This window comes from Colidextribacter sp. OB.20, from assembly GCF_009911595.1.
GTDB lineage: Bacteria > Bacillota > Clostridia > Oscillospirales > Oscillospiraceae > Lawsonibacter.
This window is the reverse complement of sequence record NZ_QWKG01000066.1, coordinates 1-25,316: the sequence shown is the minus strand read 5'-3', so window position 1 is coordinate 25,316 and position 25,316 is coordinate 1. Positions and strand designations below refer to the sequence as shown.

Sequence of the window (25,316 nt, the reverse complement as noted above, 5' to 3'; positions counted from 1 at the left end):
GCTGGGGGCCGGGCTGAGCCTCAACGACGCCGGGGCCGTCACGCTGCTCCACCTCATCGCCGCCGGGACCGACACCAACATGGTCTCCCGGGGCGGACCGGAGCGGGCAGAGGCGGCCGCCGCCCTGTGCCGGGACCTGCTGGCCCGCTCCCCCCTCCCGCCGGTAGAGGACATCGCCGCCCTCGGCAAAGCGTTCGTTCAGGACAGCCTCTCGCCGGGCGGCTGCGCCGATCTGCTGGCCGCGGCCTTTTTCCTCCGGAGCTGGCAGTCCGCCCTGTGACAGCCCGGGCCCCGGCGCTGTCATGAAGATCCGTCAGTCCTCTGGCGGCAAAAATACTGTGATTGGAGTGATTCCCCATGGACAAGCTGCAAATGAAAACCCCTCTCGTGGAGATGGACGGAGACGAGATGACCCGCATCCTCTGGCGACAGATCAAGGAGGAGCTGCTGGAGCCCTATATCGACCTGAAAACCGAGTACTATGACCTGGGCCTGCCCGAGCGGGAGCGCACCGGGGACCAGGTGACCATCGCCGCCGCCGAGGCGAACAGGAAGTACGGCGTGGCGGTGAAGTGCGCCACCATCACTCCCAACGCCCAGCGGATGGAGGAGTATAAGCTGTCTCAGATGTGGAAGTCTCCCAACGGCACGATCCGGGCCATCCTGGACGGCACCGTCTTTCGCACCCCCATCATGGTCAACGGTCTGAATCCGGTGGTGAAGAACTGGAGGCTGCCCATCACCATCGCCCGCCACGCTTATGGCGACGTATACCGGGCCGCCGAATACAAGGTCCCCGGACCTGGCACGGCGGAGCTGGTCTTTACCGGCGCGGACGGGAGGGAGACCCGCCAGGTCATTCAGAAATTTGACGGCCCCGGTGTTCTCCAGGGTCAGTTCAACGTGAACGCCTCCATCACCTCCTTCGCCCACGCCTGCTTCCGCTTCGCCCTGGACGCCAGACAGGACCTGTGGTTCTCCACCAAGGACACCATCTCCAAGCAGTACGACCACACCTTTAAGGACATCTTCGCCGAGGTTTATGAGCGGGACTACAGGGCCCGGTTTGAGCAGGCGGGCATCACCTATTTCTACACCCTCATTGACGACGCGGTGGCCCGGGTCATCCGCTCTAAGGGCGGCTTTATCTGGGCCTGCAAGAACTACGACGGCGACGTGATGAGCGACATGGTCTCCACCGCCTTCGGCTCCCTGGCCATGATGACCTCCGTGCTGGTGTCCCCCGACGGCAACTACGAGTACGAGGCCGCCCACGGCACCGTCACTCAGCACTACTACCGCCATCTGAAGGGGGAGCAGGTGTCCACCAACCCCATGGCCACCCTCTTCGCCTGGACCGGGGCGCTGGCCAAGCGGGGCGAGCTGGACGGCCTGCCTGAGCTCACCGCCTTCGCCAAAAAGCTGGAGAAGGCCGCCATCGACACCATCGAGAGCGGCATCATGACCGGCGACCTGGCAGCTTTGTGGGAGGGCGGGGCCAAGCCCCGGAAGGTCACCGGCCTGGAGTTCCTCCAGGCCATCCGGGCCCGGCTCTAACCCCCGGAAGTCCGTACAGAACAAGCGCCCCCGCTGCAAAACAGCGGGGGCGCTTGTTGTATCACTTCTGATTGCTGCGGTAGTAGTTGATGAGGCAGCCGCTGGCGATGATCTCCCGCTCCGGCCCGGTGAGGGGGCCGGTGGTCAGGGGGAAGGGGGTCACCGTCCCGTCAGGCTTGACCCCATAGCCCGTGATGTCCTGGGCGTTGTCCAGCACCTTCTGCCGGATGCCGGGCACAAAGACGTAGTCGCCCAGCTCAAACACCGAGGGGTCCTCCACCAGGAAGGGGACCATGCCCCAGTTGATGCAGTTGGAGCGGTAGCGCTTGGTGGCGTACTGCTTCGCCAGGTTGGCGGCGGCCCCCATCACCCGCTGGCAGGAGGCGGCCTGCTCCCGGGCGGAGCCGTCGCCGGGCATGTTGGCGAAGATGGTGGAGCCGATCTCCGTATGGGCCAGGTCGCAGGAGACGCCGGCCTTTTCCAGGGCGGCGGCCACGGCGGTGAGCTCCCCGGGCAGGGGGGCTCCGGCCTCCCGGTCCCGCTCCATCTGGCGGACCGCCTTGCTGCGGCCCACATACTGGGGGTCCCGGCGGGACAGGGCGAACTCGCTGAGCCGCTCGGGGTTGGAGCGGTAGCTGGAGGTCTCTCCGGAGGGGATCAGCTCGTCGGTGGTGGTGACGGGGTCGGTGATGTAGGAGCAGACCTTGACCAGCAGGTCCTCGGTCAGGGCGGGGAATTGGGGCCAGTCCTTGATGTTGGGGCCGAATTTCAGCTCGTGCTCCGGCTCCGGCCTGCCCCAGCCGGAGTAGACCCGCTTCTCATAGATGCCAGGGTCAAAGCGGTAGTCCGGGGCGCTGTATTCCACCTCCAGGTCGGTGGCCGCGGTGAGCCGCCCGCCATTGGCGGCGGTGGCGGCGATGGAGCGGGTGTCCATCAGGGCCACGGCGCTCATCTGGCCCTCGCCGGGCTTGGAGCCCTCCCGATTGGGGAAGTTCCGGGTGGTGTGGCGGATGGAGAACTCCCCGTTGGCCGGGCAGTCCCCCGCCCCGAAGCAGGGGCCGCAGAAGCACTCCCGCAGGATGGCGCCGGCGGACAGCAGATCGGCCGCCCGGCCGGAGCGGATCAGTTCCAGGTTGGCGGGCATGGAGCCGGGGTAGATGCTCAGGGTGAAGGCCCCGCTGCCGCAGGAGCGGCCCCGGAGGATGTCGGCGGCGGCACAGAGGCTGTCGTAGGTGCCGCCGGCACAGCCGGCGATCTCCCCCTGCTCCACCCAGACGGCCCCGTCATGGTATTTGCTGTCCAGTTCCATTTTGGCGCCCTTGATCTGGCGGTTGGCCTCCTCCTGGACCAGGTGGAGGATGTCCCGGGCGTTGGCCTGGAGCTCATGGATGGTGTAGACGTTGGAGGGGTGCATGGGCATGGCGATGGTGCACTCCACAGTGGACAGGTCCACATACACACAGCCGTCGTAGTAGGCGGTATCCGCGGGCTTCAGCTCCCTGTAGCCGCCGGGGCGGCCGTGGAGCTGGAAGTACCGCTTTATCTCGTCGTCCGTCACCCAGATGGAGGACCAGCAGGTGGTCTCGGTGGTCATCACGTCGATGGCGTTGCGGTACTCGGCGGACAGGCCGGCGATGCCGGGGCCCACAAACTCCATGACCTTGTTCTTCACATATCCGCTCTTATAAACCGCGCCGATGATGGACAGGGCCACGTCCTGAGGGCCCACGCCGGGCCGGGGCGCGCCGGTGAGGTAGATGGCGATCACCTGGGGCCGGGCAAAGTCATAGGTCCGGCGCAGAAGCTGCTTGGCCAGCTCGCCGCCGCCCTCGCCCACGGCCATGGTGCCCAGGGCGCCGTAGCGGGTGTGGGAATCGGAGCCCAGAATCATCCGGCCGCAGCCGGCCATCATCTCCCGGTTATAGCTGTGGATATTGGCAAGGTTGGTGGGGACATAGATGCCGCCGTACTTGCGGGCGGCGGACAGGGCGAACTTGTGGTCGTCCTCGTTGATGGTGCCCCCCACGGCACACAGGGAGTTGTGGCAGTTGGTGAGGACATAGGGGATTGGGAACTCGGTCATGCCCGAGGCCCGGGCGGTCTGGATAATGCCCACGTAGGTGATGTCGTGGCTGGTCAGGGAGTCGAACCGCAGCTGGAGGCGGTCCATATCCTCTGTGGTGTTGTGGGCCTTCAGGATGCCGTAGGCGATGGTCCCTTGGGCCGCCCTTCCGGAGTCGGGCCGGGCGCCGGTGCGTGCGGTCAGCTCCTCCTCCGAAACCAGCTCGCTCCCGTTGAGCAGATAGACCCCGTTTTCATACAGCTTGATCATGTCAGTCCGTCCTTTCTGCAAAATTCAGTTTCGGTCCTGTTGACTTCATCATACCAAACCGGCATAATATAAACAACTGTTAAAAATTATAACAAATCCATGAAAAAAATTTATAGGACGTGAAGCCGATGACTGACCGCGAGCTGCTGTACGTCACTACCATCGCCCAGGAGGGAAGCCTCACCCGGGCTGCCCAGAGGCTGTATATCACCCAGCCCGCCCTGAGCCACAGCCTGGCCGGGATCGAGGAGGCGCTGGGCCAGCCCCTGTTCCGCCGGGAGAGCCGGGGGCTGGTCCTGACCTACGCCGGAGAGCGGTACTGCGAGACCGCCCGGGAGATTTTGAAGATGTATGGCGACCTGGAGCAGGAGCTGGGGGAGCTGGAGGGCCTGCGCCGGGGCAGAGCCCTCATCGGCATGACCCGATTTCTGTCCATGGAGCTGATGCCGGAGGTCCTTCCCCGGTATCGGGCCCAATACCCCGGCATCGAGGTGCTGCTGTGGGAGGAGCCGTCCACCCGGCTTCTGGAGATGCTCTCCACCCGGCAGCTGGACCTGGGGGTCATGAACCTGACGCAGGAGGAGGCGGAGCGGATGGACCGGAGCCACCACTGCCGCCTTCTGTATCAGGACCCCTTTGTCATCGCCGTGGCCAGAGGCGACCCCATCGGCCGCGCCGCCGTTCCCGGCGGGCCAGGGCAGCTGGCCGTTCTGGACCCCCGGCTGCTGAGGGACCGGGCCTTTTCCGCCGTGGTGGCGGGACAGCGCATCCGGCGGGTCACCGACCGGGTATTTCACCAGGCGGGCATTTCCCCGGAAATCATGTTTACCTCCTCCAGCTTCGAGACGGCCCGCAGGGTGGCCTGCGCGGGAGGGGGAGCGGCCATGCTCCCCAGCCGGTACGCCGCCCTGTTTGCCGCCCGGGGGGACGCCGACTACTACGCTCTTCCCGAGGAGTACCACGCCATCCTCTTCGCGGCGGCGGTCCGCCCCCGGGGGAGCTATCTCCCCGCCGCGGCCGCCAGGTTTCTGGAGCTGCTGGAGGAGCAGTGTGGTCACGCCCCCTCGGCTCCCTGATGCCCGTGCAGCCGGCTCTCCTTTGTGGCCGCCTGCACCATCTCAATAAAGGTGCGGGTATAGGCGGGCAGATACTTCTCCCGCTGGTGGCAGGCGTAAAAGTGCCGCTCCTCCACCAGCTCCTTCACCTGATAGCACACCCCTGTACCGGCGATGGCCGGGTCGCTGCGGACAAAGACCTGGGGGCACAGCATACAGCAGCCGCAGGCCACCGCCGTCCGGATGGCCCCCTCCACGCTGTCCGTCTCCAGCAGAATGCGGGGGGAGATGCCGCACCGGGCAAACACCCGGTCCTGGATTACCCGGATGTTGTGTCCGGGCTTCAGCGACACAAAGCGCTCGTTGGCCACGTCCATCAGGCTGACCGTGCCGCCGGGCTGGCAGCGCCCCTTCAGCGCCCCATCCCGGCTGGTGAGCAGAACATAGCTCTCCGTCTCAATCAGGATGTATTTTAATCCGTTGTACGACGGCTCGGTGGTCACCAGCGCCAGGTCAAGCCTTCCCTTGTCCACATTCTTCTCCAGCAGCTCAGAGCCCCGCTCCTCCAGCAGCAGCTGGACATCCGGATAGCGCCGGCTGAACTCGGGCAGCACCAGAGGGAGCAGCTGCATCCCCCGCTGGATGCTGACCCCCAGACGCAGACAGCCCTGCTCCTCGTTGCGGATGTTCTCTAAAATGCTGTTCAGCTGCTTCTCCTGGGCGGTCATGGCCCGGGCCGTCTCCAGATATTTCTCCCCCGCGTAGGTGAGCTTGGGCGGCGAGACGCCCCGCTCAAAAATCGCGATCCCCAGCTCCCGCTCCACCAGCCGCACCGTCTGGCTCAGGGAGGGCTGGGAGACAAACAGCTTTTTGGCCGCGGCGGTAACCCCTCCGGCCTCATAAATCGCTTCTATGTAATGGGCTCGCTTCAGATTCATCAGTCTCTCCCCCTGTTTTTTGTCTATATTACCCAGAATGGACCCTTCCTTTTTTACAAGATAATAGTTTTCTTATTGGAAAGCAAAAAACAAAGTATTTTCCTTTTTTGCCCGCCGGTGATAAAATCATCGCAACATAAGTTATAAAACTATTTTGCAAAAAATGCAAGGGGCTTATCTAACTGCACAAACACAGACGGCATTTTTTTAATGGGGATAGTTTTTTTCTTATGAGATGTTCAGCCTTTGCACCGAAGGCCCAATCTATCTTTATAGGAGGAAATGTTATGAAGAAGTTCTTATCCCTGGCGCTGGCCCTCGCGATGGCTCTGTCTCTGACCGCCTGCGGCGGGAACGGCGGTACCCCCGGCGGCAGCGGAAACAACGGCGGAGGCGCTGACGGCGGCTTCAAATTCGAGCGCAAGATCGAGATCGTCTGCCCCTGGGGCGCGGGCGGCGGCGCGGACACCACCGTGCGTCAGTTCGCCACCCAGCTGGAGAAGGAGCTGGGCCAGAGCGTGGTCGTGAACAACGTCTCCGGCGCCGGCGGCGTCTCCGGCGTGCAGTATGCCGTTCAGCAGCCCGCCGACGGCTACACCTGGCTTCTGTGCACCCCCTCCCCCATGCTGGCTCAGATCACCGGCGCCACTGATTTCGACGTCTACGGCCAGATCAAGCCCGTGTGCAACCTGGTCTGGGACTGCAACATCTTTGTCACCGGCAAGGACGCCCCCTACAACAACTACAAAGAGCTGATGGAGTATGTGGAGGCCAATCCCGGCTCCGTGCAGTGCGGCGTGATGAGCCTGACCGGCCTGGACGGCGCCTGCGTCGTGGCCGCCTTTGGCGACAAGATTGAGGCCGTGGGCTACTCCGAGGGCTCCCAGCTGAACTCCGACGTTATCGGCAACCACGTGGGTCTGGCCTGCGTCGGCCCCGCTGAGGTTCTGTCCATGATCCAGTCCGGCGACATGAAGGCCATCATGACCTGCACCGAGGAGCGCATGACCATCGACGAGTATAAGGACGTGGAGTGCGCCGGCGAGCTGAATGTGGACTGCTTCTACGGCCCCTACCGCGGCATCTACTGCAAGACCGACATGCCTCAGGAGGCCATTGACGCCTTCGCCGCCGCCGCCGAGAAGGCCGTGGCCAGCCAGGAGTTCCAGGATTGGGCCAAGACCCAGGGCCTGGATCAGCGCACCGGCTGGATGGACCCCGCCACCTATCAGGCGCAGTGGGAGGCCGATCACACTGAGCTGACTGAGCTCTTCGGCTGATTGTTAAAGTAAGCAAGCCTGTCACGGCGGCGTGAACGCACCCTGCGTCCCCGCCGCCGCAGCTTCTTTTAAGAAAGGATGAAAGAAATGCTGACGTTGGATCTTATTTTCAATGTCGTGCTGCTCGCTGGCGCCATCTACTGCTTTTTCTTTATCGGCTCGGTAGATAACGCCACCTCAACAGAGCTGGGCGCGGCCTTCTGGCCCCGGCTGATTCTGGGGATTATGATCGTACTGCTGGCCGTCGGCCTGGTGAACACCATCCGCAAAAAGAACGGAAAGGGTCCCGTCACCGGCGAGGCGATTGCCGGCTTCTTCCGGAGCAAGCTGCTGGTGGGCATCATTATCTGTGCCGCCGCCGCCCTGATCCTGCCTCAAATCGGCTTTATCCCCACCTGCTTCCTGTTCCTCATCGCCTATGGCATCCTGCTGGGCGAGAAGCGGCCCGTGGTGCTGCTCATTACCGGCGTGGTCGCAACGCTGGTCCTGTACATCATTTTCCAGGGTCCCCTGAGTATTTTCCTCCCCAGAGGCAACGGGTTCTTCCGGAACTTCGCCCTGTTCATGGAAAATATTCTGGGCATGATCCCGGGACTGTAAAAAGGAGGTCGTAAATCATGTTAAATACCTTGATCTCCGGCCTGCAGATCGTTCTGACCCCCTCCACCTTTGTCCTCATCTTCGCCGGCACGGTAGTAGGCGTCATTTTCGGCGCGCTGCCCGGTGTCTCGGCCTCCATGGCCGTGGCTCTGGCCCTGCCCTTCGCCTATAAGATGAACGGCGTAATCGCCATCGCCTTCCTGTGCTCGGTGTACTGCGCCTCCATCACCGGCGGCGGCATCACCGCCATCCTCTTCAAGATTCCCGGCACCCCCTCCTCCGCCCCCACCACTTTCGACGGTTATCCCATGGCCCAGCGGGGCGAGGCCGGCAAGGCCCTGGGTTACTCTCTGGTGGCCTCCGCCATCGGCGGCCTGATCGCCGCCTTCGCCATGGCCATCGTCTCCGGCCCTCTGGCTGCGGTGGCCCTGAAGTTCGGCCCCGGCGAGCTGTTCGCTGTGGCTATGCTGGGCCTCTCCGTCCTCACCTGCCTGGATAACGGCAACGTCATCAAGACCTTGGTTTCCGGCCTGCTGGGCCTGTTCCTGGCCACCATCGGCATGGACCCCCAGACCGGCGTGGCCCGGTTCACCTGGGGAAGCACCACCCTCCTGTCCGGCGTGGAAATGATCCCCGTCATGATCGGTCTGTTCGCCGTCACCGAGGTGCTCAAGCAGACGGTCAAGCGCGCCAAGGGCAAGGGTAACGACATGGAGAGCACCAGCGGCGGCAAATTCAAGACCGCTATCCCCAACATGAAGGAGTTCTTCGCGGTGAAGTGGGTCATGCTGCGCTCCTCCGTTCTGGGCACCGTGGTGGGCATTCTGCCCGGCGCCGGCGCCACCATCGCCTCCTTCCTGTCCTACACCGTGGAGAAAAAGGTCTCCAAATACCCTGAGAAGTTCGGCACCGGCATCGCCGACGGCATCGTGGCCTCCGAGTGTGCCAACAACGCCGCCACCGGCGGCGCCATGGTCCCCCTGCTGGCGCTGGGCATCCCTGGCGGCAACGCTGCGGCCATCATGATGTCCGCCCTGGTGCTCAAGGGCGTCCAGGTAGGCCCCCTGCTGGTCAAGTCCCAGCCCGACTACCTGTCCTCCGTATTTGGCTCCATGCTGATTACCAATATCATCATGGTCTTTGTGGCCCTGGCCATCGCCAAGGTCTTTGCCAAGATTCTGGCCATTCCCTACTCCATCCTGGGCCCGGTCATTATCATGCTGGCCACCATCGGCTCCTTCGCCCTGAAAAACAGCACCGGCGACGTGGTCCTGATGGTCGCCTCCGGCATCATCGGCTATCTGTTTGTCTCTCTGGGCTACTCCTCCGCCGCTCTGGTCCTGGGCCTCGTGCTGGGCGTCATGTGCGAGGAGAACCTGCGCCGTGCCTATCAGATCGCCAACGGCAGCTGGGCGGGCGCTCTGAACAGCCCCATCACCATTGTACTGCTGCTGGTGTGCGCCGCTATGATCCTCTTCCCCATCATCAAGGGCGCGCTGCCTGACAAGAAGGCCAAGAGCTGATCTGACCCTGAAGGCACATATCCCAATCCCGAAGGGCGTCGTCTCCAAAAACGACGCCTTTTTTTCAAGAGGTGAGAGGTCCTTTGCTTCGATTTCTTATCACGCTGCTGGTCTGCACCGCTGCGGGCCTGCTGGCAAAGCGGTGCAGAATACCCGGCGGGATGCTGGTGGGCGCCCTCATCGGCGCAGCGGCCCTCAATGTTTTGACCCCTTACGGCTATATGCCCTATGCCGGCCGGTTTGCCGCCCAGGTGGCGGCGGGGGCCTACATCGGCGCGCTGTTTGACCACCAACAGCTCAAGAGCATCCGGCGGGTCTGGAAGCCCTACCTTTTGATTATGGCCTTTTTCCTGACCGCCAACCTGCTGGCCGGGTTTCTGATCTGGAGGACCGGCGCCTGCGACCTGATGACCGCTCTGCTGTGCTGTGTGCCCGGGGGGATGTCCGACACCCCCCTCATCGCCGCCGACCTGGGCGCGGATGTGGGCACAGTGGCTATCCTCCAGTTTGTCCGGATGGTCACCGGCGTGGTGCTGATGCCCTGGGTCATCGCCTTTCTGGTGCCGCCCTCTCAGACTCCGGCGGACGCCGGTCAGGCGGAGGAGAAGCCGGCAAAAGCCCCCAAGGGCCTCCCCCTGGCTGCCGCCACCGTGGCCGTGGCCGCCGTGGGCGGCGGGCTCGGAAAGGCGGCCGGCATTCCGGCGGGCATCCTGGTGGGGTCTATGGTCCTGGTCATCGCCATGAACCTGATCTATGGCCGGGCCTATCTCCCCATGCCCCTGAAACGGGCGGCCCAGGTCCTGTCCGGGGCCTATATCGGCTGCACCCTGACCCCGGAGCGGATCGCCCAGCTTCAAGCCCTGATCCTGCCGGCGGTCATCATTCTGGCGGTGTACGTCCCTGTCAGCCTGCTGTGCGGCTGGCTCATTACCAGGCTCTTTCACCGGGAGCCCCGGGAGGCGATGCTCAGCTCCACCCCCGGCGGCGCCTCCGACATGGCCCTGATCGCCGCCGATCTGGGGGTGGAGAGCGCCGACCTGATGGTTACGCAGGTTTTGCGCATGGTCTCCGTGGTCCTGCTGTTCCCGCAGCTGGTCTACCGCCTCTGTGCGTGGCTGGGGCAGCTCCCCGGCTGAACTCTCCCTATTCTGGAAGGAGGAATTATTTTGGAGATTAAATGCACCGGCATCGCAGGAACGATGGAATCCAGCGATGCCATGGTCACCATTGAGCGGGGCGGCGGCGGCATCCAGCTGCAGCTGACCAGCCCTGTAATCCATCGGTTTGGAAACCACATGCGCAGCGTCATTCTGGAGACGCTGGAGCGCCTGGACATCCATGACGCCGTTGTGACCGTGGTGGACAAGGGGGCGCTTGACTGCACCCTGAAGGCCCGCGTGGAGGGAGCCGCCTTCCGGGCCGCCCAGTGCTCCCAAGAGCGGATTCCCTGGGGAGGTGCTGTGCGGTGAGTCATCCCAACAAAAAGCGGCTGCGCCGGTCCATGATGTTCCTGAACTGTCAGAAGCCCGCGCTGATCAAGGACCCCTATATCTATCAGCCCGACTCCATCATGCTGGACCTGGAGGACGCCGTGGCGGAAAACCAGAAGGACGCCGCCCGCTTCTCCCTGTACCACGCTCTGCGGGAGATCGACTACCGGGGCGTGGAACGGGTGGTCCGCATCAACGGCCTGGACACCCCCCACTGGCAGGAGGACGTCCGGGTCTGCGTAGCCGGCGGGGCCGACGTGATCCGCATCCCCAAGTGCACCTGTGCCGCCGACGTTCACACTGTGGAGCAGGCCGTGCTGGCCGCCGAGCGGGAGTTCGGCCGGGAGGAGGGGTGCACCCTTCTCATGGCCGCCCTGGAGTCCTGCTACGGCGTGCTCAACTGCCTGGAGATCTGCAAGTCCTCCGACCGGCTCATCGGCGTGGCCCTGTCCGGCGGCGACTACACCAAGGACCTCCAGACCGGCATCACCGGCACCGGCGTGGAGCTGACCGGCGCCCGCCAGCACATGATTATCGCCGCCCGGGCCGCCGGCGTGCAGTGCTTTGACACGGTATTCACCAACCTGGACGACATGGAGGGCTTCCGCCGGGAGACCGAGACCATCCATCTTATGGGCTTTGACGGAAAGTCCCTGGTGAACCCCCGGCAGATTCCCATTGTCCACGAGATTTTCACGCCCAAGGAGAAGGACATCATTTTCGCCGAGAAGGTGGTCCAGGAGATCGACTCCAAGAAGGCACAGGGCATTGGTGTCTTTACGGTGAACGGAAAGATGATCGACATCGCCTTTTACGACGGCGCGAAGCGCACACTGATGCTGGCCAAGGCCGCCGGCGTCTATGGAGGTGATCTGGTATGATCAACGCAGTAGGCCGCGATATCCCCGAGGAGGTTCTGAAGGTCACCGGCCGGGACATTTTCCGCGGCGCTCTCTTTCACGACGGCAAGGAGTATACCAAGGCGGCGCCCACCGTGCGGGCCAAAATCGACCCGGCCCGGAGCAAGCTGGTCCACTCCATCCGGGAGGCGCTGGAGCAGTGCGGCGCTCACGACGGCATGACCGTCTCCTTCCACCACCACTTCCGGGAGGGCGACTATGTGGTGAACATGGTCATGAAGGAGATTCATGACATGGGCCTGAAAAACATCCGTGTCTGCGCCTCCTCCCTGGGCAAGGCCCACGACCCCATCGTCCCCTATATTGAGGACGGCACCATCACCGGCATCCTGTCCTCCGGCGTCCGGGGCAAAATCGGCGAGGCCATCTCCAACGGCAAACTGCGGGATATCGCCGTGATGTACTCCCACGGCGGCCGGGTCCGCTGCATTGAGGAGGGCCGGGTCCACATCGACATCGCCTTTATCGGCGCTCCCACCGCCGACGAGCAGGGCAATCTGCGCCCCAACGGCGGCAAGTCCAACTGCGGCGTGCTGTCCTACGCCTATGTGGACGCCCAGTACGCCGACAAGGTGGTGGCGGTAACCGACTGCCTGGTGCCCTTCCCCAACATCCCCGCCTCCATCTCCATGGTGAACGTGGACTTTGTCTGCAAGGTGGACGCCATCGGCAACCCGGACAAGATCGCCACCGGCGCCGCCAAGCCCACCACCGACCAGCGCAAGCTGCTGATGGCCAAGTACTGCACTGATTTCGTGGTCTCCACCCCCTACTTCAAGGAGGGGTTCATCTATCAGACCGGCGTGGGCGGGGCCTCCATCGCCTCCACCATCTACCTGGCCGAGGTCATGCGCCAGCGGAACATCCATATGGGCCTGGGCCTGGGCGGCATCGCCACCCCCATGGTCCGGCTGCTGGAGGAGGGCCTGATCGGCAAGCTGGTGGACACCCAGGACTTCGACCTGGGGGCGGTGGAGTCGGTGGGGAGCAACCCCAGCCACATCGAGATCACCGGCAGCGAGTATGCCAACCCCATGAACAAGGGGGCCTATGTCAACCAGCTGGACTTTGTCATCCTGGCCGCGCTGGAGGTGGACACCCACTTTAACTGCAATGTCATCACTGACTCCACCGGCCTGATTACCGGCGCTCAGGGCGGCCACCCGGACACCGCCGCCGGCGCCAAGTGCACCATTGTCATCACTCCGCTGCTCCAGGGCCGGTCCCCGGCGGTGTGCGCCGACGTCACCACCGTCACCACCCCTGGAGAGAGTGTGGATGTGGTGGTGACGGAGTACGGCATCGCCGTCAACCCCCGCCGCCCCGACCTGATGGAGGCGGCCCGGAGCTGCGGCGTCCCTGTCCACACCATCGAGGAGTTGAAGGACATGGCCTACGCCATCGTGGGAACACCGGAGCCCATCCAGTTCGGCGAGCGGGTCGTGGGCATTGTGGAGGCCCGGGACGGCAGCATCATCGACGTGGTGCGGCAGATGAAGGAATTTGAGTTCGCGGACTGAGCGCCGCCTCCGGGCGGCTTCCCCAAAAAGAGAAAAACCTGTGCGGGCCCTCCAAGGCCCGCACAGGTTTTTCTGTTCCCGCTCCTCTCGCGATTGAAGCTCTGACGCGCGGCTCAGTCCGCCTCGATCTCCATGAGCCGGTTCACACGGCGCTCGTGGCGGCCCCCCTCGAACTCGGTGGACAGAAAGACGTCTGCAATCCGCTCGGCGGTCATGTGGCCAATGATGCCAGCCCCCATAGCCAGCATATTGGCATTGTTGTGCCGGCGGGTCAGCTCGGCGGAGAGCACGTCGCCGCACAGGGCGCAGCGGATACCCCTCACCTTGTTGGCAGCGATGGAGATGCCGATGCCGGTGGTGCAGATGACAATGCCCTTCTCACACCGGCCCTCGGCCACGGCCCGGGCGGCCGCCTCGCCGAACTCGGGGTAGTCGCAGCTGTCGGTGCTGTCGGTGCCGAAGTCCTCACAGGTGATGCCTTTGGCGGCCAGATAGGCCTTGATGTGCTCCTTCAGGGCATAGCCGCCGTGGTCAGACGCGATTGCGATCATACGATTCAGCCTCCTTCTGTTTGCCCTATTGTACCCTTTTTCCCCGCCCTTTTCAAGAGGCAGGAAAATTTTTGCCCGCCATGTATAACCACTCCCAGGCCTGTCCAAACTAGGCTTTGGAGGTGGTTTTTTGAAAAACCAAAGCATTTGGAAACGGATCGGCGACTTCGCCATGGGGAAGGGCTTCTACATAGTCCTTTTCCTGTGTGTCGCCACCATAGGAATTTCGGGCTATTATCTTCTGCGCACCGCCGTGGGCGGGATTCACAACACCGAGCCGGCGGGAGGGAGCGCCTCTGTGACCATTCCGGACCAGAGCACGGCCAGGCCGTCCGTCCCCCAGCGGGAGCCGGCGCCCAGCGCCCCCGCTCCCTCCGGCTCCGCCCAGACCAAGCCGGACCCCGCTGTCCAGCCTCAGCCGGACGACCCCGAGCCGGTGAAGGACCAGACCCCCGAGCCGGACACCAGCAGCCGCCAGACGGTATCCAAGGTCTTCACCTGGCCCCTGCAGGGGGCGGTGCTCCGGGACTACAGCGTTGAGACCCTGTCCCTGGACCCCACCATGGGGGACTGGCGCACCCACAACGGGCTGGACATCGCCGCCGCCCGGGGGGTAAACGTGCTGTCCATCAGCGCCGGTACTGTGGAGCAGATCTATGACGATATGCTCATGGGGACCACCATTGTGGTCAACCACGGCGGCGGCCTCCAGTCCTGGTACTGCAACCTGGACCCGGAGACTGCCGTTCAGATCGGGGATCAGGTGGACATCGGCGCCGTTCTGGGCACCGTGGGCGGCACCGCCATGGCGGAGGTGGGGGAGCAGTCCCACCTGCACCTGGAGACCCTCCTCGACGGTCAGCCTGTGGACCCCCGGGAGTATCTGGACTAAAACCGCAAAAGAGGCTCTCCTCCCCCTCGGGGGATGAGGGCCTCTTTACTTATACAGCCGGATGACCTCCTCGGCCGCCTCCCGCTTGGAGATGCAGCGGTCCATGGCCTGGCGGGTGATATAGCGGTGGGCGTCGGGCTCAGTCATCTTTAATTCGCTGATGAGCAGCCACTTGGCCCGGTTGACCAGGCGGATCTCCTCCATCTTCTCCTCGATGGGCCGGGCCCTCTTCTCCAGCCCCCGCAGCCGCTCCCGGGTGGCGGCCATCCAGCCCAGCGCCCGGACCATAGAGCCACGGGGGGTGGGCTTGGGCAGGACATAGACCCCCCGCTCCGCCACCCGGTCATAGACCCGGTCACACTGGTCGGCGGCGGCGAAGAGCACCGCCACCGTCTCCCTGCGGCCGCAGCAGTCCATGGCGAAGCGGAGGCCCGGGTCGTCGGGCAGGGGGGAGTTGATGAAAATAAAGTCAAAGCTCCGCTGGGCGGCCGCCCGCTCCCCGGCGCTGACGCTGGAGGCGGTGACCACCGGGCTGTAGACCGCCTCAGGGAGGAACTCCGCCAGGGCGGCGCTGAACCGCTCCGAGGCTGACACCACCAGCACGCTGTATACCCGCTCCTTTAGACTCATCCTGTTCCCCCTCTCTTCTTTCATATAGCAATACAGTAGTCTGTGGCAGACTCCCTCTTTGAGGGAGCCTGCTTACCCTCACCGGCCGCAGTAGCCCTCGATAATCTCCCTGGGCAGGCTGTCCCGGATAAAGCCGCTGCTCCTGGCCGCCGTCCGGGCGGCGGCCAGATTCTGGGGCAGGCGCTTAAAGCCCGCCAGCGTCTCCGGGTCCGCCTGAAAGAGGTTGAGATTGACGGGCTCAGGGAGGGCCAGACCTTGACGGATGCCGTACAGCCCCGCCTGAATCACCAGGGTAAAGGCCAGGTATGGGTTGGCGGTGGGGTCGGGGGAGCGCAGCTCCGCCCGGCGGTATTCCCCCGCGGCGGCGGGGATGCGCACCAGCTGGGAGCGGTTCTCCGCCGACCAGGAGACGTACACCGGCGCCTTGTGGCCCCCCAGGCGGGCATAGGACCCCTCTCCGGGGTTGAGAAAGACCGTCATGTCCACCGCCCTGTCCAGCGCCCCGGCCACAATCTGGTGGAGATAGTCCTGCCCGTCCGGGCTCTGGACAGACATGTTGATGTGGAAGCCGCTGCCCGGCTGGCCGGCCAGGGGCTTGGAGGAGAAATCGGCGTACAGGCCGTTGCGCTGGGCGATAAGCTTGACAATGGACTGGAAGGTCATCACATTGTCCGCCGCGGTGAGGGGGTCGGAGTAGCGGAAGTCAATCTCATTCTGGCCGGGGCCCTCCTCGTGGTGGGCGCTCTCGGGCAGGATGCCCATCTGGGCCAGGGTGAGGCAGATCTCCCGGCGGATGCCCTCCCCCTTGTCGTCGGGGGCCACGTCCATATAGCCCGCCCTGTCGTAGGGGGTCTGGGTGGGCTCCCCGTTCTCATCCCGCTTGAAGAGGTAGAACTCCTGCTCCGCGCCGATGAGGAAGCGCACCCCCTCCGCCTCGGCCCGGGCCGCCGCCGCCTTCAGCAGGGACCGGGTGTCGCAGGGGAAGCCTTGGCCGTCGGGCCGGATCACCGAGCAGAACATCCGCACCACCCGGCCGTGCTCCGGCCGCCAGGGCAGGAGCATCAGAGTCTCCGGGTCGGGGCGCAGCAGCAGGTCGGACCGGGCCTCGTCCCCGAAGCCGGCGATGGCCGAGGCGTCGAAGGCGATGCCGTATTCAAAGGCCCGGGGCAGCTCCGCGGGCACGATGGAGATGTTCTTCTGCCGGCCGAAGATGTCGCAGAAGGCCAGCTGGATAAAGGCGATCTCCTCCTCCTGGACGTACTGGAGGACCTCCTGCTGGGAATATTTCATAGTTCTCCCTGCTTTCCTTGTATGGATTTTCGCGGTTATTATAGCACCAGCCGGAGAAATGTTCCACCATTCTGAGCAGGATTTTGAAATTTTTCAAAAAACGGTTGACATCCCGCCTGTCCCCGGCGTATAATGCACTCATAAAGGCAAAGACGTCTTTTTAGGTATGTACCTGAAAGGCGTCTTTGCCTCTTTTTGCGCGTTTTCCCATAGCAGAGGGCGGTCTCCGCGCCGGCCTGTCTATGTGGGGCGGCACAGAGGCCGCCGGCAAAAGCGAAGCATGGAAAGGGTGAACAAAAATGGAAGCAGTCCCGGAATATTTTGGCAGTCTCGTCTTTGATGACAGAGTGATGAAGGCCAGCCTGTCCGCTGAGGTATATCAATCCCTGAGAAAAACCATTGAGGAAGGGGTCAGGCTGAATCATGGGGTGGCTGACGCGGTGGCGCAGGCCATGAGGGACTGGGCCGTGGCCCGGGGGGCCACCCACTTCACCCACTGGTTTCAGCCCCTCACCGGCGTCACCGCCGAAAAGCACGACAGCTTCATCTCCCCCTCCCCCGACGGGGGTGTGATTATGGAGTTCTCCGGCAGGGAACTGATTCAGGGGGAGCCGGACGCCTCCTCCTTCCCCTCCGGCGGCCTGCGGGCCACCTTCGAGGCCAGGGGCTACACCGCCTGGGACCCCACCTCCTACGCCTTTATCAAGGATAAGACCCTCTGCATCCCCACCGCCTTCTGCTCCTACAGCGGCGAGGCGCTGGACAAAAAGACCCCCCTTCTGCGGTCCATGGAGGCGCTGAACAGGCAGGCCCTGCGCATTCTGCGGCTGTTCGGCAGCGACACGGTGAAGCGGGTCATCACCTGCGTGGGCCCGGAGCAGGAGTATTTTCTCATTGACGCCAAAATGTTTGAGCAGCGCCGGGACCTGCGCTTCACCGGCCGCACCCTCTTCGGCGCCAGGCCCCCCAAAGGCCAGGAGATGGACGACCACTACTTCGGCGCCATCAAGCCCCGGGTGGCCGCCTACATGGCCGACCTGAACGACGAGCTGTGGAGGCTGGGCATCCTGGCCAAGACCCAGCACAACGAGGTGGCCCCCGCCCAGCACGAGCTGGCCCCCATCTACACCACCAACAACATCGCCACCGACCACAACCAGCTGACCATGGAGATCATGCAGAAGGTGGCCGCCCGCCACGGGCTGGTGTGCCTGCTCCATGAGAAGCCCTTCGCGGGGGTGAACGGCTCGGGCAAGCACAACAACTGGTCCATGTCCACCGACACTGGGAGCAACCTTCTCTCCCCCGGGGACACCCCACACGAAAACGCCCAGTTTCTCCTGTTCCTGTGTGCCGTCATCAAGGCGGTGGACGACTATCAGGACCTGCTGCGCATCTCGGTGTCCACCGCCGGCAACGACCACCGCCTGGGGGCCAACGAGGCGCCTCCCGCCGTGGTGTCTATCTTCGTGGGCGACGAGCTGTCCGGCGTGCTGAAGGCCATCGAGCAGGACGCCCCCTATGAGGGGGTGGAAAAGACCAAGATCCGCCTGGGGGTGGACGCCCTGCCCAAGTTCCGCCGGGACACCACCGACCGCAACCGCACCTCCCCCTTCGCCTTCACCGGCAACAAGTTCGAGTTCCGGATGCTGGGCTCGGCCAACTCCATCGCCTGCGCCAACATCATGCTAAACACCGCTGTGGCCGAGAGCCTGCGGATCTACGCCGACCGGCTGGAGGGGGCGGAGGACTTTGAGACCGCCCTCCACGAGATGATCCGCAGGACCATCAAGGACCACAAGCGCATTATCTTCAACGGCAACGGCTACGACGGCGACTGGATCAAAGAGGCCGTGGAGAAGCGGGGCCTGCTCAACTACCCCGCCACCCCCGACTGCGTGCCCCACCTGCTGGACCGGAAGAACATCCAGATGCTCACCTCCCACGGCGTCTACTCCATGCAGGAGCTGGCCTCCCGGTATGAGGTGACGCTGGAGAACTACTGCAAGACGGTCATCATTGAGGCCAACACCATGGTGGACATGGCCCGCACCGAGATCATCCCCGCGGTGGAGGCCTTCCTGCTGGACACCGCCCGCGCCGCCGCCGCCAAAAAGGAGCTGGTCCCCGGCTGTCCCTGCGAATATGAGACCGGACTGGTGAAGAGGCTGTCCGGCCTGGTCGACCAGATGGCCGCCCGAACCGGCGAGCTGGAGCAGGCCGTGGCGGACCTGTCCCGAGCCGGCGACATCGGCAGCGAGGCCGCCGCCATCCGGGACAGGGTGCTGCCCGGGATGAGCCAGCTGCGCCTGGCCTGCGACGAGGCCGAGACCCTCACCGCCAGGAAGTACTGGCCCTTCCCCACCTACGGCGATTTGCTGTTTGGGGTGAGGTGATTCCTGACTGTAGGGGCGGGTATTACCCGCCTGTCGGGGCTCCGGTGACATTATGCGGGCGGATATTATCCGCCCCTACAAAAATCATTCCGCAAAAATGGAGGAAACCTTTATGTGTTCCATCATCGGATACTGCGGCCCTGTGGCCGACATGGCCGCCTTTCAGGCGGGCTTTCAGCGCACCAAGAGCCGGGGGCCGGACGACAGCCGCCTCATCGCCGCAGGGGACGGCCTGCTGGGCTTTCACCGGCTGGCCATCATGGGCATGACCCCAGAGGGGATGCAGCCCTTCTCCCTGGACGGAAGCAGCGTGGTCTGCAACGGGGAGCTCTACGGCTTCGCCGCCCTGAAGGAGGAGCTTGTCCGGAAGGGCTACACCTTCCGCAGCGGCTCCGACTGTGAGCTGCTCCTCCCCCTGTACCAGGAGTACGGCGTGGGCATGTTCGCCCGGCTGGACGCGGAGTTCGCCTGCGTCCTCTACGACGGGGAGAGGGGGGAGTTCATCGCCGCCCGGGACCCCATCGGCATCCGCCCCCTCTACTATGGCTTCGACAGCCAGGGGGTCATCCTCTTTGCCAGCGAGCCCAAAAACCTGGTGGGCCTCACCGACAAAATCATGCCCTTTCCCCCGGGGCACTACTATAAAAATGGTGAATTTGTCTGCTACCGGGATATTGCCATGACAGACAGGGTCTGCTATGATAATTTGGAAGAAATTTGCACCCGGATTCGGGAAAAGCTCATCGCCGGCGTGGAAAAGCGCCTGGTGTCCGACGCCAAGACGGGCTTTCTCCTGTCCGGCGGGCTGGACTCCTCCCTGGTGTGCGCCATCGCCGCCAGGAGGAGCAGAGCTCCCATCAGGACCTTCGCCATCGGCATGGACACCGACGCCATCGACCTGAAATACGCCAGGGAGGCGGCGGACTACATCGGCAGCGACCACACCGAGGTCATCATCACCAGAGAGGACGTGCTGTCCAGCCTGGAGACGGTGATCCAGGCCCTGGGCACCTTCGACATCACCACTATCCGGGCCAGCATGGGGATGTATCTGGTCTGTAAGGCCATCCATGAGGGGACGGATATCCGGGTGCTCCTCACCGGCGAGATCTCCGACGAGCTCTTCGGCTATAAATACACCGACTACGCCCCCTCTGCCCAGGCCTTCCAGGAGGAGGCGGTCAAGCGGCTGCGGGAGCTGCACATGTACGACGTGCTCCGCGCCGACCGCTGCATCGCCGTCAACTCCCTGGAGGCCCGGGTGCCCTTCGGCGACCTGGACTTTGTCCGGTACGTCATGGCCATCGACCCGGAAAAGAAGCTGAACACCTACGGCAAGGGCAAGTATCTGCTGCGCAGGGCTTTTGAGGGGGACTGGCTGCCCGAGAGCATCCTGTGGCGGGAGAAGGCAGCCTTCTCCGACGCGGTGGGCCACTCCCTGGTGGACGATCTGAAGGAGTACGCCGAGGGCTGCTACACCGACGGGGAGTTTGAGGCCCTCCGGGCCCAGTATGACCACGCCCGGCCCTTTACCAAGGAGTCTCTGCTCTACCGGGGCATCTTTGAGAAGTACTACCCCGGCCAGAGCCAGATGATTCCAGGCTTCTGGATGCCCAACAGGTCCTGGGAGGGCTGCGACGTGGACGACCCCTCCGCCCGGGTGCTGGCAAACTATGGGGAGAGCGGGGTGTAACACATCTGGTTTGCGGCGCGCCGTGTCGTCGCGCCCTACGATCATGTGTCCTCCGTCGGCCTGGATGTAGGGCGGACGACCCCGGCCCGCCGCCTTTCATTATAGCAATCCTTAAAATATTACCACCGGGCCGCCGAGGGCGTCGGGGCCCACAATATCAATCAGACGGAGAGACACTATGGAAAAAATTCTCATCATCGACTTCGGCGGGCAGTACAACCAGCTTATCGCCCGGCGGGTGCGGGAGTGCAGCGTCTACTGCGAGGTCAAGCCCTGCACCACCCCCCTGGCGGAGCTGAAGGCCTTCGAACCCATCGGCATCATCTTCACCGGCGGGCCCAATTCCGTCTATCTGGACGCCGCCCCTCACATCGACCCTGAAATCTTCACCTGGGGGGTGCCCATTCTGGGCATCTGCTACGGCTGCCAGCTCATGGCCCAGGCCCTGGGGGGAGAGGTGGTCCCCGCCCAGGACGACTCCGCCCGGGAGTACGGCAAGACCCTCACCTGGTACGACACCTCCTGCAAGCTCTTCCAGGGCCTGCCCGCCCAGGGGGTGTCCTGGATGAGTCACAGCGACTACATGGCTAAGGTCCCCGAGGGCTTCACCCTCACCGCCCACTCCGACGCCTGCCCCAATGTAGCCATCGCCGACGAGGCCCGGGGGTTCTACGGGGTGCAGTACCACCCGGAGGTCAACCACACCCAGCACGGCTCCGACATGATCCGCAACTTCCTCTGTAAGGTCTGCGGCTCCAAGGGGGACTGGACCATGGGGGATTACAAAAGGACGGCCATTGCCAGTCTCCGCCAGAAGATCGGCACAGGAAAGGTCCTGCTGGCCCTGTCCGGAGGGGTGGACTCCTCGGTGGCCGCCGCCCTGCTGGCCGAGGCGGTGGGAAGCCAGCTCACCTGCGTGTTTGTGGACCACGGCTTCATGCGCCTGCACGAGGGGGACGAGGTGGAGAACGCCTTCGCCCACTGGGACATCAACTTCGTCCGGGTGGACGCGGAGGAGCGCTTTTTGGCCAGGCTGGCCGGGGTATCTGAGCCCGAGGGGAAGCGGAAGATCATCGGGGAGGAGTTTATCCGGGTCTTTGAGGAGGAGTCCAAAAAAATCGGCAGGGTGGACTTCCTGGCTCAGGGCACCATCTACCCCGACGTGATCGAGTCCGGGGCGGGGGACGCCGCCGTCATCAAGAGCCACCACAACGTGGGCGGCCTGCCCGACTATGTGGACTTCAAGGAGATTGTGGAGCCCCTGCGGATGCTGTTCAAGGACGAGGTCCGCCAGCTGGGCCGGGAGCTGGGCCTGCCCGAATACCTGGTCTCCCGCCAGCCCTTCCCCGGCCCCGGCCTGGCTATCCGCATCATCGGGGAGCTGACGAAGGAGAAGGCGGACACCCTCCGGCTGGCCGACGCCATCTTCCGGGAGGAGATGGCCAAGGCCGGGGAGGACAAAAAGCTCAACCAGTTCTTCGCCGTCCTCACCGACACCCGGTCGGTGGGGGTCATGGGGGACTACCGCACCTATGACTACACCCTGGCCCTCCGGGCGGTGACCACCTCCGACTTCATGACCGCCGACTGGGCCCGCATCCCCTACGACCTGCTGGACCGGGTGTCCGGCCGCATTGTCAACGAGGTAAACGGCATCAACCGGATCGTTTACGATATTACCAGCAAGCCCCCAGCCACAATAGAGTGGGAATGAGATTTTGAAGTCCCAGACCCGTTGCGGCGCAACGCTTCCCCGGTTTTACGTCCCTCTTTTGATAACGATTTGATAACGTTCCCCATAGGCCGTATCATTCTGTATTCCCGGTGGATTGCAGGTGAAAAGTGTTCCTTTGCGGCTTGTGGGTGACAAAAACCATATTACAAAGCCCTTACCGATGGCAACATCGGTAAGGGCTTTTGCTGTCTGTCAATCCTCTTTCAGCCTGTCCTTGAACGCTTCTACAAGGAAGTCGCTCAATTCCTTGGAGGGGACTTTGACCCATTTCCGGGTGGTGTCGTACTTGGGGTAGTTGTAGCGCCAGCGGTCGTAGTCCTCCCTGGTGATCTCCCCGGCCTCCAGCTTCTTGGCCTGCTCCGCCCAGGCGGACAGCATTTCAAGCATATCAACATAGGTCTTGCCTTTGGACTTGTCCAGCTTCAAACAGATTTCGCCGTCAATCTCTCCGATGGTCAGACCCCGAATGTCCTCCAGGGCAAAGAGGGTGTGCATGAGGCCAATGTCGCTGTCTATGTCAGGGACGGTCAAGGCGTCGGTGGAGACTTCAAAGAAGCCTGCCAGCGTCCTGGTCAGGTCGGCCTTGGGGGTGCGGCTCCCGGTTTCATACTGCGCCATACGCACATCGGCGGAGCGTTCCGGGAATCCCACCACCTGACCGAGATACTTCTGCGTGACACCTTTCTTATTGCGGAAGAAGCGAATACGTTCACCAATCGCCATAACTGCCAACTCCAATCTATGTAATGGGGACACTTGGAGTATAACAGATATGTTTAGAAACGTCAAGAAAAAATCCTAAATAATTTTATTTAATTTTTTCTTTGAATGCCCTTGACATAACGGAATATAGTTAGTATAATGAGGCAGACACTAAATAAATAGCGTTAGTTCAATGAAGGGAGGAACCAGCATGGAAAACAAGTTTATCCGGGTGGACGAGGTGGCGGACGAGCTGGGCGTGTCGAGGCCCTACGCCTACAAGCTCATTCGGCAGCTCAACGAGGAATTGAAAGGAAAGGGCTTCATCACCATTGCGGGGCGGGTCAACCGCCAGTATTTCAACGAACGGCTCTACGGGGCCAGAAAGGAAGTGAACGAAAATGCCGGTATTTAAGGATGAAAAGCGAGGCACATGGTACGTCATGGCGTGGTATCGGGACTGGACGGGGGAGCGTAAGCAGAAGTGCAAGCGGGGCTTTCCCACCAAGCGGGAGGCTCAGGACTGGGAGCGCAGCTTTCAAATGCAGACCGCCGCTGACATGGATATGACCTTTGAAGCCTTTGTGGAGCTTTACACCAAGGATGTGAAGCCCCGGCTGAAAGAGAACACCTGGCTGACAAAGGAGAACATCATCCAGAAGAAGATTCTGCCCTACTTCGGCAAGCGGAAGATCAGCGAGATCACCACCAAGGACGTGATCGCATGGCAGAATGAACTGCTGGCCTATCGGGACGAACAGCGCAAGCCCTACTCCCAGACCTACCTCAAAACCCTGCACAACCAGCTTAGCGCCATTTTCAACCACGCTGTCCGCTTCTATGAGCTTCGCTCCAACCCCGCCGCCAAAGCCGGGAACATGGGGACGGAGGAGCGAAAGGAAATGCTGTTTTGGACGAAAGCGGAGTATCAGCGGTTTGCGGAGGCCATGATGGACAAGCCCCTCTCCTACTACGCCTTTGAAATGCTCTACTGGTGCGGTATCCGGGAGGGGGAGCTGCTGGCACTCACCCCGGCGGACTTCGACTTTGAGGCCGGGACGGTGAAAATCAGCAAGTCCTACCAGCGGCTCCACGGCGAGGATGTGATTACCACCCCGAAAACCAAGAAAAGCAATCGTACCATCAAAATGCCCAATTTCCTCTGTGACGAAATGCGGGACTACCTGGGAATGCTCTACGGGGTCAAGAAGAAAGACCGCATTTTCACCGTTACAAAAAGCTATCTCCACCATGAGATGGACAGAGGGGCGAAAGAGGCGGGGGTAAAGCGTATCAGAATCCATGACCTCAGACATTCGCACATTTCACTTCTGATTGACATGGGCTTCTCCGCTGTGGCGATTGCCGACCGGGTAGGCCATGAGAGTATCGAGATCACTTACCGCTACGCCCACCTGTTTCCGTCCAAGCAGACGGAGATGGCGGACAAGCTGGACTTTGAAAGGACGGGAGCATAATGTCGGCTAAGAATTTGGACAATCACAACCGCTGGAGGAACAAGACCGTGGCATTCCGAGTGTCCCCGGAGGAGGACGAACAGCTTGAGATTGCCGTCCGCCTGTCCGGGCTGACCAAACAGGACTACATCACCCGGCGGCTGCTGAACCGGGACATTGTGGTGCAGGGCAATCCCAGGGTCTACAAAGCCCTGCGTGACCAGCTCGCCGCCGTCCTGGGGGAGCTGCGGCGCATGGAGGCCGGGGGCGGGGTGGATGATGAACTTCTCGCCACCATCCGCCTTATCACCGTGACGCTGGACGGCATGAGGGAGGATTGATAGATTGATGGATTCCAGAGAAACGAAAAGGACTGTCCCGGTTCCGTCTGTTGGCGCAGACGGGGAACAGCCCAATTCACAAATATGTACCACGGCCAGTATATCAGAAGCGGCTACCGAAAACAACCCCCAGGATGAAAGTATGGAGGATATTCTTCGGGAGCTTCAACGGACAAGCGACCCGGCCTACCTCCACACCGTTTCCATGAATGAGCTTTACCAGAATGTCTATCAGAGCAGACCGCCAATCATTGACGGTCTGCTCTACCCTGGGACGTACCTCTTTGCGGGAGCGCCCAAGGTGGGCAAGTCATTCCTGATGGCCCAGCTTGCCTACCATGTGAGCATGGGCCTCCCCCTGTGGGGCTACCCCGTCCACAAGGGCACCGTCCTCTATCTGGCATTGGAGGACGA

At 62.8% G+C, this 25,316-nt stretch carries 24 protein-coding genes; 18 read left to right on the top strand and 6 right to left on the bottom strand.

Going from position 1 to position 25,316, the window contains the following annotated elements; all coding sequences use genetic code 11:
* On the top strand, nt 1–280 hold a 280-nt coding region (locus D1641_RS15005), incomplete at its 5' end, for a triphosphoribosyl-dephospho-CoA synthase (protein ID WP_201757389.1).
* A gap of 77 nt (nt 281–357) precedes the next feature.
* Nucleotides 358–1,557 (top strand): NADP-dependent isocitrate dehydrogenase, encoded by a 1,200-nt coding sequence (locus D1641_RS15000; RefSeq protein ID WP_160667107.1) that lies wholly within the window; start codon nt 358–360, stop codon nt 1,555–1,557.
* A 61-nt stretch (nt 1,558–1,618) separates the two neighbouring features.
* On the opposite strand, the gene D1641_RS14995 is transcribed toward D1641_RS15000, so the two are convergent.
* Complete coding sequence (locus D1641_RS14995; RefSeq protein WP_160667105.1) at nt 1,619–3,889, bottom strand: hydratase; 2,271 nt, start codon at nt 3,887–3,889, stop codon at nt 1,619–1,621.
* A gap of 128 nt (nt 3,890–4,017) precedes the next feature.
* Here D1641_RS14995 and D1641_RS14990 point away from each other — a divergent pair, with 128 nt between their 5' ends.
* Entirely contained in the window at nt 4,018–4,965 is a 948-nt protein-coding gene (locus D1641_RS14990) for a LysR family transcriptional regulator (protein WP_160667103.1), read from the top strand.
* On the opposite strand, the gene D1641_RS14985 is transcribed toward D1641_RS14990, so the two are convergent.
* On the bottom strand, nt 4,944–5,882 hold the full coding sequence (locus tag D1641_RS14985; RefSeq protein WP_160667101.1) for a LysR family transcriptional regulator: 939 nt from the start codon (nt 5,880–5,882) through the stop codon (nt 4,944–4,946). The genes D1641_RS14990 and D1641_RS14985 overlap by 22 nt on opposite strands.
* A 287-nt stretch (nt 5,883–6,169) precedes the next feature.
* Here D1641_RS14985 and D1641_RS14980 point away from each other — a divergent pair, with 287 nt between their 5' ends.
* The 7 genes from D1641_RS14980 to citF all read left to right on the top strand — a co-directional run bounded on the left by D1641_RS14980 (nt 6,170) and on the right by citF (nt 13,215).
* On the top strand, nt 6,170–7,162 hold the full coding sequence (locus D1641_RS14980; protein ID WP_243149413.1) for a tripartite tricarboxylate transporter substrate binding protein: 993 nt from the start codon (nt 6,170–6,172) through the stop codon (nt 7,160–7,162).
* Between the two features lie 87 nt (nt 7,163–7,249).
* A complete protein-coding gene (locus tag D1641_RS14975) occupies nt 7,250–7,762 on the top strand; it encodes a tripartite tricarboxylate transporter TctB family protein (RefSeq protein ID WP_243149412.1) in 513 nt (170 codons plus the stop codon).
* Between the two features lie 17 nt (nt 7,763–7,779).
* Complete coding sequence (locus tag D1641_RS14970) at nt 7,780–9,285, top strand: tripartite tricarboxylate transporter permease (protein ID WP_160667095.1); 1,506 nt, start codon at nt 7,780–7,782, stop codon at nt 9,283–9,285.
* A 71-nt stretch (nt 9,286–9,356) separates the two neighbouring features.
* Nucleotides 9,357–10,421: an AbrB family transcriptional regulator gene (locus D1641_RS19885; RefSeq protein ID WP_347707444.1), complete on the top strand. Its 1,065-nt coding sequence runs from the start codon at nt 9,357–9,359 to the stop codon at nt 10,419–10,421.
* A gap of 30 nt (nt 10,422–10,451) precedes the next feature.
* Nucleotides 10,452–10,754 carry a citrate lyase acyl carrier protein gene (gene citD, locus D1641_RS14960; RefSeq protein WP_160667091.1) on the top strand — a complete coding sequence of 101 codons (303 nt, stop codon included), beginning with the start codon at nt 10,452–10,454 and terminating at the stop codon, nt 10,752–10,754.
* The gene (locus D1641_RS14955) at nt 10,751–11,656 is read left to right on the top strand and encodes an aldolase/citrate lyase family protein (protein WP_160667089.1); all 906 of its coding nucleotides are present in this window, start codon (nt 10,751–10,753) and stop codon (nt 11,654–11,656) included. Before citD ends, D1641_RS14955 begins: the two co-directional genes overlap by 4 nt.
* Nucleotides 11,653–13,215 carry a citrate lyase subunit alpha gene (gene citF / locus D1641_RS14950; protein ID WP_160667087.1) on the top strand — a complete coding sequence of 521 codons (1,563 nt, stop codon included), beginning with the start codon at nt 11,653–11,655 and terminating at the stop codon, nt 13,213–13,215. Before D1641_RS14955 ends, citF begins: the two co-directional genes overlap by 4 nt.
* Before the next feature lie 113 nt (nt 13,216–13,328).
* Here the strand turns inward: citF and rpiB are convergent, their stop codons facing one another.
* Nucleotides 13,329–13,766 carry a ribose 5-phosphate isomerase B gene (rpiB, locus tag D1641_RS14945; RefSeq protein WP_160667085.1) on the bottom strand — a complete coding sequence of 146 codons (438 nt, stop codon included), beginning with the start codon at nt 13,764–13,766 and terminating at the stop codon, nt 13,329–13,331.
* Between the two features lie 130 nt (nt 13,767–13,896).
* On the opposite strand from rpiB, the gene D1641_RS14940 reads away from it, so the two are divergent.
* Nucleotides 13,897–14,658: a M23 family metallopeptidase gene (locus tag D1641_RS14940; protein WP_243149411.1), complete on the top strand. Its 762-nt coding sequence runs from the start codon at nt 13,897–13,899 to the stop codon at nt 14,656–14,658.
* A 45-nt stretch (nt 14,659–14,703) separates the two neighbouring features.
* On the opposite strand, the gene D1641_RS14935 is transcribed toward D1641_RS14940, so the two are convergent.
* Nucleotides 14,704–15,288, bottom strand: a complete 585-nt coding sequence (locus D1641_RS14935) for an ANTAR domain-containing protein (RefSeq protein ID WP_160667083.1) — start codon at nt 15,286–15,288, stop codon at nt 14,704–14,706.
* Between the two features lie 78 nt (nt 15,289–15,366).
* Nucleotides 15,367–16,578: a glutamine synthetase family protein gene (locus D1641_RS14930; RefSeq protein ID WP_160667081.1), complete on the bottom strand. Its 1,212-nt coding sequence runs from the start codon at nt 16,576–16,578 to the stop codon at nt 15,367–15,369.
* A 299-nt stretch (nt 16,579–16,877) separates the two neighbouring features.
* Here D1641_RS14930 and D1641_RS14925 point away from each other — a divergent pair, with 299 nt between their 5' ends.
* From D1641_RS14925 to guaA, 3 genes are all read left to right on the top strand, one after another.
* Nucleotides 16,878–18,974, top strand: coding sequence for a glutamine synthetase III (locus D1641_RS14925; RefSeq protein WP_160667079.1), 2,097 nt, complete (start codon nt 16,878–16,880; stop codon nt 18,972–18,974).
* A 112-nt stretch (nt 18,975–19,086) separates the two neighbouring features.
* Nucleotides 19,087–20,667, top strand: a complete 1,581-nt coding sequence (gene asnB, locus D1641_RS14920; protein WP_160667077.1) for an asparagine synthase B — start codon at nt 19,087–19,089, stop codon at nt 20,665–20,667.
* A 178-nt stretch (nt 20,668–20,845) separates the two neighbouring features.
* Complete coding sequence (gene guaA / locus D1641_RS14915) at nt 20,846–22,381, top strand: glutamine-hydrolyzing GMP synthase (RefSeq protein WP_160667075.1); 1,536 nt, start codon at nt 20,846–20,848, stop codon at nt 22,379–22,381.
* A 213-nt stretch (nt 22,382–22,594) separates the two neighbouring features.
* On the opposite strand, the gene D1641_RS14910 is transcribed toward guaA, so the two are convergent.
* Nucleotides 22,595–23,125 carry a helix-turn-helix transcriptional regulator gene (locus tag D1641_RS14910; protein ID WP_160667073.1) on the bottom strand — a complete coding sequence of 177 codons (531 nt, stop codon included), beginning with the start codon at nt 23,123–23,125 and terminating at the stop codon, nt 22,595–22,597.
* Nucleotides 23,126–23,315: 190 nt separating this feature from the next.
* On the opposite strand from D1641_RS14910, the gene D1641_RS14905 reads away from it, so the two are divergent.
* The 4 genes from D1641_RS14905 to D1641_RS14890 form a co-directional block, all read left to right on the top strand.
* Nucleotides 23,316–23,519 carry a hypothetical protein gene (locus D1641_RS14905; RefSeq protein WP_006571498.1) on the top strand — a complete coding sequence of 68 codons (204 nt, stop codon included), beginning with the start codon at nt 23,316–23,318 and terminating at the stop codon, nt 23,517–23,519.
* Nucleotides 23,506–24,582, top strand: a complete 1,077-nt coding sequence (locus D1641_RS14900; protein ID WP_160667071.1) for a site-specific integrase — start codon at nt 23,506–23,508, stop codon at nt 24,580–24,582. The genes D1641_RS14905 and D1641_RS14900 overlap by 14 nt, the downstream gene beginning before the upstream one ends.
* Complete coding sequence (locus tag D1641_RS14895; protein WP_160665563.1) at nt 24,582–24,902, top strand: hypothetical protein; 321 nt, start codon at nt 24,582–24,584, stop codon at nt 24,900–24,902. Before D1641_RS14900 ends, D1641_RS14895 begins: the two co-directional genes overlap by 1 nt.
* A gap of 7 nt (nt 24,903–24,909) precedes the next feature.
* Nucleotides 24,910–25,316, top strand: a 407-nt coding sequence (locus tag D1641_RS14890; protein WP_201757388.1) for an AAA family ATPase, incomplete at its 3' end; no start/stop codon positions are given.

Coding starts and splice junctions, on each gene's coding strand:
- asnB (WP_160667077.1), top strand. CDS start 19,087: ATGTGTTCCATCATCGGATACTGCGGCCCTGTGGCCGACATGGCCGCC.
- D1641_RS14910 (WP_160667073.1), bottom strand. CDS start 23,125: ATGGCGATTGGTGAACGTATTCGCTTCTTCCGCAATAAGAAAGGTGTC.
- D1641_RS14975 (WP_243149412.1), top strand. CDS start 7,250: ATGCTGACGTTGGATCTTATTTTCAATGTCGTGCTGCTCGCTGGCGCC.
- D1641_RS15000 (WP_160667107.1), top strand. CDS start 358: ATGGACAAGCTGCAAATGAAAACCCCTCTCGTGGAGATGGACGGAGAC.
- D1641_RS14925 (WP_160667079.1), top strand. CDS start 16,878: ATGGAAGCAGTCCCGGAATATTTTGGCAGTCTCGTCTTTGATGACAGA.
- D1641_RS14985 (WP_160667101.1), bottom strand. CDS start 5,882: ATGAATCTGAAGCGAGCCCATTACATAGAAGCGATTTATGAGGCCGGA.
- guaA (WP_160667075.1), top strand. CDS start 20,846: ATGGAAAAAATTCTCATCATCGACTTCGGCGGGCAGTACAACCAGCTT.
- D1641_RS14905 (WP_006571498.1), top strand. CDS start 23,316: ATGGAAAACAAGTTTATCCGGGTGGACGAGGTGGCGGACGAGCTGGGC.
- D1641_RS14895 (WP_160665563.1), top strand. CDS start 24,582: ATGTCGGCTAAGAATTTGGACAATCACAACCGCTGGAGGAACAAGACC.
- D1641_RS14970 (WP_160667095.1), top strand. CDS start 7,780: ATGTTAAATACCTTGATCTCCGGCCTGCAGATCGTTCTGACCCCCTCC.
- D1641_RS14900 (WP_160667071.1), top strand. CDS start 23,506: ATGCCGGTATTTAAGGATGAAAAGCGAGGCACATGGTACGTCATGGCG.
- D1641_RS14980 (WP_243149413.1), top strand. CDS start 6,170: ATGAAGAAGTTCTTATCCCTGGCGCTGGCCCTCGCGATGGCTCTGTCT.
- D1641_RS14995 (WP_160667105.1), bottom strand. CDS start 3,889: ATGATCAAGCTGTATGAAAACGGGGTCTATCTGCTCAACGGGAGCGAG.
- D1641_RS14990 (WP_160667103.1), top strand. CDS start 4,018: ATGACTGACCGCGAGCTGCTGTACGTCACTACCATCGCCCAGGAGGGA.
- citF (WP_160667087.1), top strand. CDS start 11,653: ATGATCAACGCAGTAGGCCGCGATATCCCCGAGGAGGTTCTGAAGGTC.
- D1641_RS14935 (WP_160667083.1), bottom strand. CDS start 15,288: ATGAGTCTAAAGGAGCGGGTATACAGCGTGCTGGTGGTGTCAGCCTCG.
- rpiB (WP_160667085.1), bottom strand. CDS start 13,766: ATGATCGCAATCGCGTCTGACCACGGCGGCTATGCCCTGAAGGAGCAC.
- D1641_RS14930 (WP_160667081.1), bottom strand. CDS start 16,578: ATGAAATATTCCCAGCAGGAGGTCCTCCAGTACGTCCAGGAGGAGGAG.